This window comes from Enterococcus lactis, assembly GCF_015751045.1.
In the GTDB taxonomy this organism is placed as follows: domain Bacteria; phylum Bacillota; class Bacilli; order Lactobacillales; family Enterococcaceae; genus Enterococcus_B; species Enterococcus_B lactis.
In genome coordinates, this window is sequence record NZ_BNJW01000018.1 from 1 (window position 1) to 11,767 (window position 11,767).

Genomic DNA, 11,767 nt, shown 5'->3' on the forward strand with positions numbered 1-11,767 from the left:
GACAGTAAAGAAGTTCGGTTTTTGATAGGGACTCGTAGTCCTCAAGGCTTTGTTCGAACTTTCTTTCACTCTTCACTATAATCTAAAAATAGAAAATAGAGGAGAACATCATTCGTCAATGATGTTCCCCTCTAATCTTAGTATGTTTGTGTGGAATAGAATTTTTGGATAAGTGAAAATAAAAATAACTATTTAAACCCGAACAAAAAGGAGTAATGCATTAAAAATCATTAGATTTTACAAAAAAATAAGTAAACCACGTTGTCAGTTTCAGAAAGTAGTGTTAGACTATTTTCAATATTTGAAACAACATTCTTTATTCAAATATGTCAAACTGCCTTCACGTGCAAAACAGTTGCAAGAAAATGATTTTACACTATTATTAGTTTTACATACCTACTTATATATCGTCATAATATGGATGACAGTTTCTAGCCAGTACCGTAAATGCTGGACTATAAGTAAAAGATTGGCTATTTCACCCTTCTTTTCTTATGATAAAGTGGAGGGTGTTTTTCTTTAACAGAAACATAGTAGGTTTTTGCACAAAAGCGGTTTTTTGGTATTAATAAATGATAAAGGAGCAAATAAAGTGAAAGAATTAGTTGAACGTATTCAAAAAGACGGACGTATATTAGGCGAGGGCGTACTAAAAGTCGACAGTTTCGTCACTCACCAAGTAGACCCTGTATTGATGGAACAAATGGGACAACGGTTTGCAGAAGTATTTAAAGAACAAGGGATCACGAAAGTTGTGACCATTGAAGCTTCTGGGATCGCACCAGCTTTATTTGCTGCAAAAGAATTAGGTGTTCCAATGATCTTCGCCAGAAAAGCAAAAAGCTTGACGATGGATGAAGAATTATTGACGGCTTCTGTTTATTCTTTTACGAAACAAGTGACAAGTACGATTTCTATTTCTCGTAAATTCTTATCTTCAGAAGATAAAGTATTGATTATTGACGATTTCTTGGCAAACGGACAAGCGGCAAAAGGATTGATTGAATTATGCCAGCAAGCTGGAGCTCAAGTAGAAGGAATCGGGATCGTCATTGAAAAGTCTTTCCAAGATGGACGTCAGTTGCTTGAAGAAATGGGATTGAGAGTCGTTTCTCTTGCACGTATCGCTTCCTTGACGAATGGACAAGTTGAGTTTCTTGAGGAGGACGCATAAACGTGGAAAAAGAAACACAAAATGGAAAAGCCGCGGTTTTAGGGCTGCAGCATCTATTAGCGATGTATGCAGGAGCAGTAGCGGTGCCTCTTTTGATCGGTACAGGACTAGGCTTTAATCAAGAACAGATGACTTACTTGATTTCAATTGATATCTTTATGTGTGGATTAGCAACATTATTGCAATTGACCGTTAACCGATTTTTCGGAATTGGCTTGCCTGTTGTTTTAGGATGTGCGATCCAAGCAGTAGCGCCGCTGATCTTGATCGGAACTAATGAAGGAGTAGGAGCTATTTACGGATCTATTATCGCTTCAGGTATCTTTGTTGTGTTAGTTTCAGGTATCTTTTCTAAAATCAAGAAATTATTCCCGCCTTTAGTAACAGGAACGGTTATCACCGTTATTGGTTTGACATTGATTCCAGTAGCAATTGAAAAAATGGGTGGCGGTAATGCAACAGCGGCTGATTTTGGTGACAAAACAAATCTACTACTTGCATTTGTGACGATTCTCCTCATTGTAGGTGTGCAAATGTTGGCAAAAGGGTTCATTCGTTCCATCGCGGTATTGATTGGTTTAGTCGGTGGAAGCATCTTAGCTGCTTTCATGGGAATGATCGATCTGAGTGCGATTGGAGATGCACCGTTGTTCCATGTCCCACAACCCTTTTATTTTGGTAAGCCAACTTTTGATGTATGGTCGATTTTACTGATGATCATCATTTCTATGGTCAGCATGGTAGAATCAACGGGTGTATATTTTGCGCTTGGTGACATTACTGGAAAGAATGTTGGAGAAGAAGAATTGAAAAAAGGATATCGTGCAGAAGGACTTGCCGTTATCTTAGGCGGTATTTTCAATACATTCCCTTACACAGGCTTTTCTCAAAATGTCGGATTGGTTCAACTTTCGGGTATCAAAACGAGAAAACCTATCTACTTCTCTGCGTTCTTCTTGATTGTTTTAGGATTATTCCCTAAAATCGGTGCGTTAGCACAAATCATTCCTGAGCCGGTACTTGGTGGAGGAATGTTAGTCATGTTCGGGATGGTGGCAGTCCAAGGAATCCGTATGCTGTTGGAAGTTGATTTCAGCAATGATAAAAATCTATTGATTGTTGCTGTTTCTGTTGGATTTGGGCTAGGTTTCAATATTACGCCGACATTATTCAGTCAAATGCCTCAAACATTGCAAATGTTCACTGGCAATGGCATCGTAATGAGTAGTATTACGGCGATCATATTGAATCTGATCTTTAATGGTTTAAAAAAAGATGAAGAAATAGTAGAAGAAGCCTTCAAAAAATAATGAAGTAAAAGAAAAGTTGTGAAACCAGCGTTTTGAGTGAATAGCGAGGATCAGCTGATTGAATACCATTTATATTAAAAAAGGATGTGACATCACTTTTGTCACATTCTTTTTTTATGCCTTCGACAAACACGAACAATAAAATGGTTTTCTTTATCAATATTCGAAATTTCTTTGACATCAAAAAATACGATTGTTAAAATATGGGTGTAGAAAAACTGGGAGGAAAAACAATGACAGCAAAAATCTCTGTGATTATGGGGAGTACTTCAGATTGGGAAACAATGAAAGAAGCATGTCAAATATTGGAAGAATTCGGTGTGTCTTATGAAAAAAAAGTCGTTTCTGCTCATCGCACACCAGATTTGATGTTTGAATATGCACAAAGCGCTCGAGAAAAAGGAATCAAAATCATTATTGCAGGAGCAGGTGGAGCCGCCCATCTACCGGGGATGGTTGCGGCAAAAACAACTTTGCCGGTTATCGGCGTACCGGTCCAATCACGAACATTAAATGGTTTAGATTCGCTTCTGTCGATTGTTCAAATGCCTGGAGGCGTGCCTGTGGCTACTACGGCAATCGGAAAAGCTGGAGCAATTAATGCTGGACTACTTGCGATACAGATGCTTTCCATGTATGATTTAGAATTGGAGGCTAAATTGGCTGAAAGACGTTCAATGTTGGCTAAAACTGTTATAGAAAGTAGTGATCAACTTGGTTAAACCTTTGTTGCCTGGTTCAACGATCGGGATCGTCGGCGGCGGTCAATTAGGTCGTATGATGGCGATTAGTGCAAAAGAAATGGGCTTTAAAGTAGGTGTGCTGGATCCTGTAAGTGATTGTCCAGCCGCACAAGTTGCAGATTGGCACATTGAAAGTGTCTATGATGACACCTTTGCGCTGAAAGAGCTTGCTAGAAGAACAGATGTCATTACCTATGAATTTGAAAATGTCAGTGTAGAGGCGCTAAATGCGATCTTACCCATGTCATTTATTCCTCAAGGGACAGACTTGCTTGCGATTACGCAAGACCGCCTATTGGAAAAATCTTTTTTGGAAACGAACAACATCGTGATTGCTCCTTATGCAACGATCGTCAGTCCGACAGATATCCAAGATGCGATTGACGGGATCGGTTATCCTTGCGTTTTGAAAACCACTCGAGGCGGTTATGATGGCAAAGGGCAGTATGTTTTGAAAAGTCGGGCAGACTTGGCCCCTGCAATGGATCTTTTAAGAGAAGGAACCTGTGTTTTAGAAGCTTGGATCCCATTTGAAAAAGAGATTTCGATCATGGTGGCAGGAAATGGACAAGGAGATTTCACAACTTTTCCGGTCGTGGAAAACATCCATCGAAACAACATTCTGCACGAAACGATTGCTCCAGCCGCGATTGCTCAGGATGTGATCGAGGAGGCTGAGCGTATTGCCCGTGTGATTGCAGAAGCAGTAAGCCTTTCAGGTGCTCTAGGGGTAGAAATGTTTTTAACAAAAACAGGCGGGTTATATGTGAATGAATTAGCCCCTCGTCCTCACAATTCTGGGCATTATTCTATCGAAGCTTGTTCTATGAGTCAGTTCGATGCCCATATTCGAGGGATTTGCGGCTGGCCATTAGGAGAAAAAGTGCGTCTGACAAGCAATGCAGTGATGGTCAATGTTTTGGGAGAACAACTGTTGGAAAGCTATCGCTTGATTGAGAATAAGCCAGACTGGCAATTCCATTTCTATGGAAAAAAACAAGCGAAAAAAGGTCGCAAGATGGGACATATCACTATCTTGACAGAAGACATCCAGCAAACGCTGGAAGAAATCAAACAAACGAATATTTGGGATTAGAGGAGAAAAAACATGTTAGAACGTTATACACGCCCTGAAATGGGGAATATCTGGACGGAAGAGAACAAATACCGTGCGTGGCTCGAAGTCGAGATTTTAGCAGATGAAGCTTGGGCAGAACTTGGTGAAATCCCGCAAGAAGATGTGAAAAAAATCCGCGAGCATGCATCATTTGATATCGATCGGATCTTGGAAATCGAAAAATCAACACGCCATGATGTCGTTGCTTTTACACGAGCAGTTTCTGAAACATTGGGAGAAGAAAGAAAATGGGTCCATTATGGTCTAACAAGTACGGATGTCGTAGATACTGCTTATGGCTATCTCATCAAGCAAGCAAATGATATTTTACGGGAAGACTTGAAACGTTTTACGGAAATCATTGGCGAAAAAGCAAAAGAACACAAATATACAGTGATGATGGGTCGAACACACGGTGTCCATGCTGAACCAACTACTTTTGGATTGAAACTTGCCACATGGTATTCAGAAATGAAACGGAACATCGAACGATTCGAACATGCGGCAAAAGGAGTAGAAGCAGGAAAAATCTCAGGAGCAGTGGGGACGTTCGCAAATATCCCGCCATTTATTGAAGAGTATGTATGTAAACAATTGGGGATCCGTCCGCAAGAAATCTCTACTCAAGTTCTCCCTCGGGATCTCCATGCTGAATATTTCTCAGCGATGGCGCTTATTGCTACAAGTATTGAACGCTTTGCAACAGAGATACGCGGATTGCAAAAGTCTGAAACACGTGAAGTAGAAGAGTTTTTTGCGAAAGGTCAAAAAGGTTCTTCTGCTATGCCGCACAAAAGGAATCCGATCGGTTCAGAAAATATGGCTGGTCTAGCCAGAGTGGTGCGCGGACACATGGTCACTGCCTATGAAAATGTCACATTATGGCATGAAAGAGATATCTCTCATTCTTCAGCCGAACGAATCATCTTGCCTGATACCACGATTTTATTGAATTACATGTTAAATCGTTTTGGCAATATCGTTAAAAATCTAACGGTCTTTCCTGAAAACATGAAGCGGAATATGTCTGCAACATTTGGTTTGATTTATAGCCAGCGCGTTATGCTGAAATTGATCGATAAGGGAATGACAAGAGAAGAAGCTTATGATCTTGTTCAGCCAAAAACTGCGTATGCTTGGGACAACCAAGTTCAGTTCCGCCCACTGTTAGAAGAAGATCCGACCATCACATCGGTATTATCTAAAGAAGAAATAGATGATGCCTTTGATTATCATCATCATTTGAAAAACGTTGACGTGATATTCAAACGAGTAGGTTTGGAATAAAGAAGAGTGAGTTGCAAAGTTCAATTAAAATAGAATAGCAAAAATAACCAAAAAAGAAGCAGATCCGTTAGCGGTTCTGCTTCTTTTAGTTTATTATGTTTTCTTATCAATGATAGGAACCTGATTTTAAAAGCGACTACCTCTTTACCGTGCCTCTTTACATACAAAAAAATAGAGGAATTAAGCGTAAATGGCTTGGCTATTATAACTAAAATGCTGGTTATGGAGATATTGCAGCAAATTTTCGAGAAAAGTATATTCCATCTCTTGTCCATTAAATAAGATTTGGATACGATAGTGATTTTTGAAACGTTTCTGCTCGTGGATCTGACTGATTAAAAGTTCGCCTTTGTGTTCTGTCCGATAGCTAAAAGTCCTTTTACGGCATTCAGCGCAACGCTTAGCTGCTCGGCGGATTTTCCGAAAGGTATAAAAACTAGTATCTTTATTGCATAAATAAACGTCTTTGATCGACAACAAATCATTATATAGACAGGAACGTTCTTCAGCCGTTAATTCTGATAAAAAAAGCTGACCTTGTTTTATTGTATCTTCCATCGGCAAGTGCCTCCTCGATCCAGTTATCCAAATTTTTAGTTAATTTTAATATACCATCATTATATATAAATGTAAACGCTTGTTGATGAGGGGATTTTTGTACTTATAACAAAACACGAACATTAAAAGAATCTAATGCCTTTAATGTACATATTTATATTGATTTCTAAAAAGATGATTGTTAAAATTCAAAGTGAAAACACGAACAAAAATCGATGTATTTGCTTTCAATGTAAATAAAAAAGGAGAGTCAGACATGGAGAAAAAAGAACTTCTGTACGAAGGAAAAGCCAAAAAATTATATCTTACCTCTGATGAAAACTTGATTTGGGTAGAATACTTAGATCAGGCGACTGCGTTGAATGGCGCGAGGAAAGATCAGATAAGTGGGAAAGGAGAATTGAATAATCAAATCACAAGTACGATTTTCCGCTATCTGACCCATCGAGGAATAAAAAACCATTTTATTGAACAATTATCTAAAACCGAACAATTAGCAAAAAAAGTACAAATCATCCCTCTGGAAGTGGTTATCCGAAATATTGCAGCAGGAAGTTTCTCAAAACGTCTAGGTGTTCCTGAAGGCAAAAAATTAATCGAGCCAATCGTTGAATTCTACTATAAGGATGATCAGTTGGATGATCCTTTTGTCAATGAAGACCATATCTATTACTTGCAACTGGCAAAACCGGAAGAAATCAGTGAGCTGAAAACCCAAGCATTAGCTATCAATAAAATTTTGATCGAATTATTTGCTAAGGTTGGTCTGGTTTTAGTGGATTTCAAGCTTGAGTTTGGTCGGTCGAATGGAAAAATGTTGCTTGCGGACGAAGTAACACCGGATACTTGCCGATTATGGGATGAACGTACGAATGAACATATGGACAAAGACGTTTACCGCAGAGGCTTAGGTGATCTGATTCCAGTCTATCAAGAAGTATATAACCGTCTATCGGAACTAACTGAAGAAAAGGAGCGAGTATGATGTATTTCGTAAAAGTTTATGTAACCTATAAAGATTCAGTGTTAGATCCTCAAGGAGAGGCAGTAAAAAAAGCAGTCCATCGTATGGGATATGAAACAATCGAAGATATCCGTATCGGAAAATACTTTGAGATACAACTTGCTGATACAGAAGAACCAATCGATACAGTGATTGAAACGATTTGTGACAAGTTGCTTGCAAATGTAAATATGGAAACATACCGATATGAAATCAAAAAAATGGAGGAAGTATAACATGAAATTTGCGGTCATCGTTTTTCCAGGTTCAAATTGTGACGCAGATATGTTATGGGCAGTTCGCGAGATCATGGGCGCTGATGCCGAATTTGTACGGCATGATGAGTCCTCTTTAGAAGGATTTGATGGGGTTTTACTGCCGGGAGGATTCTCCTATGGTGACTATTTGAGATGCGGTGCGATTGCTCGGTTTTCTACAATCATGGAAGAAGTGATTCGTTTTGCTGAAGAAGGGAAACCCGTATTCGGTACATGTAATGGATTCCAGATATTGACAGAAGCTGGACTGTTGCCAGGTGTACTGAGACGAAATGAGTCTTTGCATTTTATTTGTAAAACTGTACCATTGAAAGTCAACCCTAAGACAGCCTTTACTTCAGAATATGAAGCAGATGAAATAATCTCTCTTCCAGTTGCTCACGGGGAAGGAAATTATTTCTGTGACGAAGAAACACTTGAAGAGCTGAAGGAAAATAATCAGATCGTCTTTACTTATAATGACAACATCAACGGCAGCGTGGAAAACATTGCAGGGATTACGAATAAAGCGGGGAATGTGTTAGGAATGATGCCTCATCCAGAACGTGCAGTAGAAGACTTGCTAGGATCAGAAGATGGGAAACGGTTCTTTGCTTCCATTTTAAAAAACTTCGGAAAGGTGACCGTATAGATGAAAACATTGAATGAACCGACAGCTGAAGAGATCAAGAAAAAAAGAATCTATGCCGAATGGGGATTGACTGATGAAGAATATCGAATGATCGAAGAAGATGTCTTAGGAAGAATGCCTAATTATACGGAAACTGGACTGTTTTCTGTTATGTGGAGCGAACATTGTTCCTATAAAAATTCTAAACCGGTTCTACGCAAATTTCCTACTAGTGGACCTCATGTCTTGCAAGGCCCTGGAGAAGGCGCAGGTATCGTCGACATCGGTGATGGACTAGCAGTTGTCTTCAAAGCAGAAAGTCACAACCATCCCTCAGCCGTGGAGCCTTATGAAGGAGCTGCGACAGGAGTTGGCGGAATCATCAGAGATATTTTCAGCATGGGGGCTCGTCCAATTGCGCTGCTAGATTCATTGAGATTCGGCGAATTAGATAATCCAAGAACAAAATATTTACTAGAAGAAGTAGTTGCAGGTATCGGCGGATACGGCAATTGTATCGGTATACCGACTGTAGGTGGCGAAATTGCATTTGATCCTTGTTATGAAGGAAATCCATTAGTCAATGCAATGTGTGTAGGTTTGATTGAACACAAAGATATCCAGAAAGGGCAAGCCGCTGGTGTCGGCAATTCGATCATGTATGTAGGAGCAAAAACAGGTCGCGACGGCATCCACGGCGCAACTTTTGCCTCAGAAGAATTTAGCCAAGAAGAAGAACAGCAACGTTCTGCTGTACAAGTAGGCGATCCTTTTATGGAAAAGCTGCTGCTTGAAGCGTGTTTGGAATTAATCTTGCATCATTCGGATTCTCTAGTAGGTATACAGGATATGGGAGCAGCAGGACTTGTTTCATCTAGTGCGGAAATGGCTTCAAAAGCTGGTTCAGGACTTATATTGACATTAGACGAAGTCCCACAAAGAGAAACTGGAATGACGCCTTATGAAATGATGCTATCCGAATCACAAGAACGGATGTTGATTTGTGTCAAATCAGGAGAGGAGGAAAAAATCCAAGAACTATTTCAGAAGTATGATCTAGATGCAGTCACTATCGGTAAAGTAACAGACGACGGGCAATATCGTCTATATCATCAAAGGAAAGAAGTAGCGAATCTGCCAGTCGATGCGCTGGCTGAAGATGCGCCAGTCTATCATAAAGAGATGAAAGAACCAGCTCGAATCGCAGATTTTCAGCGGTTGGCTCCTTATCAGCCGGTTATTGAAGAACCTGGACAAGTATTGCTTGATCTGCTGCAACAACCGACGATTGCTTCGAAACGTTCAATCTACGAAACTTATGATTCACAAGTACAAACCAATACAGTTGTCTGTCCAGGAAGCGATGCGGCTGTGATAAGAGTCAGAGGGACGAACAAAGCATTAGCGATGACCACAGACTGCAACGCTCGTTATCTCTATTTGGATCCAAAAGTCGGAGGACAAATAGCAGTGGCAGAAGCAGCTAGAAATATCATTGCTAGCGGTGGCAGACCCTTGGCGATCACCGACTGCCTGAACTATGGTTCTCCTGATAAACCAGAAGTTTTTTGGGAATTATCGACTTCAGCTGACGGCATTGCTGCTGCGTGTGAAACGTTAGGAACTCCTGTTATTTCAGGAAATGTCTCTTTATATAATGAAACGGACGGTCAAGCAATCTATCCAACACCGATGATCGGTATGGTCGGATTGATCGAGGATCATGAACATATCACTACTCAGGAATTCAAAAAATCAGGGGATCTAATCTATATATTAGGCAAGACGTTTGCAGATTTTGATGGCAGTGAATTACAAAAGATGCAGCTTGGAAGAATCGAAGGGGTGATTCGAAACTTTGATCTAGCCGTTGAAAAGAAAAACCAGGAGTTAGTATTGACAGCCATCCAAAACGGATTGATCGAAAGTGCCCATGACTGTTCAGAAGGTGGCTTGGCAATTGCACTGGCAGAATCAGCTTTCAAATATCAGTTAGGTTTATCTGTGCAGTTTGGCTTGCCCTCTGCTCAATTGTTTGCAGAAACTCAATCAAGATTTGTATTGACAGTTGCACCGGAAAACCAGACACGATTCGAAGAAATGATGGGAGATGCTGCTGTTTTAGCAGGTAAGGTGACGGATGAAGCGATAATCGAAATTTCAGCAACTGACGGTCAAATCAAAATAGAAACAGCAGTAGCAAGAAAGTGCTGGGAGGATGCAATCGTATGTCTTATGAAGTGAAGAGTTTAAATGAAGAATGCGGGATCTTCGGTGTTTGGGGTCATCCAGACGCCGCTAGTGTGGCATACTTCGGGCTCCATAGTCTTCAGCATCGAGGACAAGAAGGTGCGGGTATCGTGTCCAATGATCGAGGAAAACTCATGGGTCATCGAGATCTGGGTCTACTTTCTGAGGTATTCAAAGATCAAAGAAAATTGCAGCAGTTAACAGGAGAAGCTGCAATCGGACATGTACGTTATGCAACAGCAGGCAATGGAAGTGTGGACAATATTCAGCCTTTTCTATTCAAATTTCATGATCAGTCGATCGGCTTAGCGCATAATGGTAACTTGATCAATGCTCGCTCCCTTAGAAAAGAGTTAGAGGAAAATGGGGCGATCTTCCATTCCAACTCCGATACGGAGATATTGATGCATTTGATCCGACGAAGTGAAGAAACAGATTTTTTAAATAAATTGAAAAGTGCTTTAAATGAAGTCAAAGGTGGCTTTGCCTATTTATTAATGACAGAAACGGCAATGATTGCCGCTTTGGACCCGAATGGTTTTCGTCCATTAGCAATCGGACAAATGAAAAACGGAGCATACGTGATTGCCTCGGAAACTTGTGCATTAGAAGTTATTGGGGCACGTTTTATAAGAGATGTCCAGCCTGGTGAGATAGTGATCATCAATGACGAAGGAATCCAGATTGATTGCTTTACGAAGGACACGCAGCTTTCTATTTGTTCGATGGAATATATCTATTTTGCCAGACCGGATTCAAATATCGCAGGGATCAATGTGCATACTGCACGGAAAAACATGGGACGGAATTTAGCGAAAGAATCGCCAGTAAAAGCAGATATGGTCGTTGGTGTACCTAATTCTTCTTTGTCAGCCGCAAGCGGTTATGCAGAAGCTAGCGGTATCCCTTACGAAATTGGATTAGTAAAAAATCAATACATTGCCCGAACATTTATCCAGCCGACGCCAGAACTAAGAGAGCAAGGCGTCCGAATGAAATTATCTGCTGTACGCGGGGTAGTGGAAGGGAAAAAGGTGATCATGGTTGATGATTCGATCGTTCGGGGCACGACAAGCAGACGGATCGTCCATCTTTTGAAAGAAGCAGGAGCAAAAGAAGTACATGTGAGGATTGCTTCTCCTCCTTTGAAATATCCGTGTTTTTATGGGATTGATATTCAAACGCGTAAAGAACTCATTGCGGCCAATCACACGATTGATGAAATCAAAGAATGTATCGGTGCAGATTCTTTAGGTTTTTTAAGTGAAGAGGGTCTGATCGAATCGATTGGTCTGGAAAAAGATGCTCCGTATTCAGGATTGTGTATGGCTTATTTCAACGGAGATTATCCGACGCCGTTATATGACTATGAAGAAAAATATCAGGAATCACTAAAAGAAAAAGTATCGTTCTTTTAAAAGCAGATCAAGAAGGGAG

General features: G+C 40.4%; 11 protein-coding genes and 1 riboswitch. Of the genes, 10 read left to right on the plus strand and 1 reads right to left on the minus strand.

Translation table 11 applies throughout. The features are described from left to right. Window positions 1-380: 380 nt before the first annotated feature. A riboswitch (purine riboswitch) is annotated at window positions 381-478 on the plus strand. 114 nt (window positions 479-592) lie between these two features. The 5 genes from KFO35_RS09995 to purB all read left to right on the plus strand — a co-directional run bounded on the left by KFO35_RS09995 (window position 593) and on the right by purB (window position 5,631). Further along, entirely contained in the window at window positions 593-1,174 is a 582-nt protein-coding gene (locus KFO35_RS09995; RefSeq protein WP_002292242.1) for a xanthine phosphoribosyltransferase, read from the plus strand. A gap of 2 nt (window positions 1,175-1,176) precedes the next feature. After that, a complete protein-coding gene (locus KFO35_RS10000; protein ID WP_002292241.1) occupies window positions 1,177-2,484 on the plus strand; it encodes a nucleobase:cation symporter-2 family protein in 1,308 nt (435 codons plus the stop codon). A gap of 233 nt (window positions 2,485-2,717) precedes the next feature. Further along, window positions 2,718-3,206 (plus strand): 5-(carboxyamino)imidazole ribonucleotide mutase, encoded by a 489-nt coding sequence (purE, locus tag KFO35_RS10005; protein WP_002315162.1) that lies wholly within the window; start codon window positions 2,718-2,720, stop codon window positions 3,204-3,206. Further along, the gene (gene purK, locus KFO35_RS10010) at window positions 3,199-4,323 is read left to right on the plus strand and encodes a 5-(carboxyamino)imidazole ribonucleotide synthase (protein WP_002315161.1); all 1,125 of its coding nucleotides are present in this window, start codon (window positions 3,199-3,201) and stop codon (window positions 4,321-4,323) included. The genes purE and purK overlap by 8 nt, the downstream gene beginning before the upstream one ends. Window positions 4,324-4,335: 12 nt before the next feature. Further along, window positions 4,336-5,631, plus strand: a complete 1,296-nt coding sequence (gene purB / locus KFO35_RS10015) for an adenylosuccinate lyase (RefSeq protein ID WP_002306865.1) — start codon at window positions 4,336-4,338, stop codon at window positions 5,629-5,631. Between the two features lie 180 nt (window positions 5,632-5,811). Here the strand turns inward: purB and KFO35_RS10020 are convergent, their stop codons facing one another. Continuing rightward, the gene (locus KFO35_RS10020) at window positions 5,812-6,189 is read right to left on the minus strand and encodes a hypothetical protein (protein ID WP_002315160.1); all 378 of its coding nucleotides are present in this window, start codon (window positions 6,187-6,189) and stop codon (window positions 5,812-5,814) included. 256 nt (window positions 6,190-6,445) lie between these two features. Between KFO35_RS10020 and purC the strand changes: the two genes are divergently transcribed. From purC to purF, 5 genes are read left to right on the plus strand one after another with little or no spacing between them, the layout of a single operon-like run. After that, window positions 6,446-7,174, plus strand: a complete 729-nt coding sequence (gene purC / locus KFO35_RS10025) for a phosphoribosylaminoimidazolesuccinocarboxamide synthase (protein ID WP_002315159.1) — start codon at window positions 6,446-6,448, stop codon at window positions 7,172-7,174. After that, window positions 7,174-7,428, plus strand: coding sequence for a phosphoribosylformylglycinamidine synthase subunit PurS (purS, locus tag KFO35_RS10030; protein ID WP_002309490.1), 255 nt, complete (start codon window positions 7,174-7,176; stop codon window positions 7,426-7,428). Before purC ends, purS begins: the two co-directional genes overlap by 1 nt. Window position 7,429: 1 nt before the next feature. After that, complete coding sequence (purQ, locus tag KFO35_RS10035) at window positions 7,430-8,101, plus strand: phosphoribosylformylglycinamidine synthase subunit PurQ (RefSeq protein ID WP_002292228.1); 672 nt, start codon at window positions 7,430-7,432, stop codon at window positions 8,099-8,101. Beyond that, a complete protein-coding gene (gene purL / locus KFO35_RS10040) occupies window positions 8,102-10,324 on the plus strand; it encodes a phosphoribosylformylglycinamidine synthase subunit PurL (RefSeq protein ID WP_002315158.1) in 2,223 nt (740 codons plus the stop codon). Continuing rightward, complete coding sequence (purF, locus tag KFO35_RS10045; protein WP_002309482.1) at window positions 10,309-11,748, plus strand: amidophosphoribosyltransferase; 1,440 nt, start codon at window positions 10,309-10,311, stop codon at window positions 11,746-11,748. Before purL ends, purF begins: the two co-directional genes overlap by 16 nt. Window positions 11,749-11,767: the final 19 nt, after the last annotated feature.

Excerpts from the sequence above, each read along its gene's own strand:
- purE (WP_002315162.1), top strand. The coding sequence starts at position 2,718 with ATGACAGCAAAAATCTCTGTGATTATGGGGAGTACTTCAGATTGGGAA.
- purB (WP_002306865.1), top strand. The coding sequence starts at position 4,336 with ATGTTAGAACGTTATACACGCCCTGAAATGGGGAATATCTGGACGGAA.
- KFO35_RS10020 (WP_002315160.1), bottom strand. The coding sequence starts at position 6,189 with ATGGAAGATACAATAAAACAAGGTCAGCTTTTTTTATCAGAATTAACG.
- purC (WP_002315159.1), top strand. The coding sequence starts at position 6,446 with ATGGAGAAAAAAGAACTTCTGTACGAAGGAAAAGCCAAAAAATTATAT.
- purS (WP_002309490.1), top strand. The coding sequence starts at position 7,174 with ATGTATTTCGTAAAAGTTTATGTAACCTATAAAGATTCAGTGTTAGAT.
- purQ (WP_002292228.1), top strand. The coding sequence starts at position 7,430 with ATGAAATTTGCGGTCATCGTTTTTCCAGGTTCAAATTGTGACGCAGAT.
- purL (WP_002315158.1), top strand. The coding sequence starts at position 8,102 with ATGAAAACATTGAATGAACCGACAGCTGAAGAGATCAAGAAAAAAAGA.
- purF (WP_002309482.1), top strand. The coding sequence starts at position 10,309 with ATGTCTTATGAAGTGAAGAGTTTAAATGAAGAATGCGGGATCTTCGGT.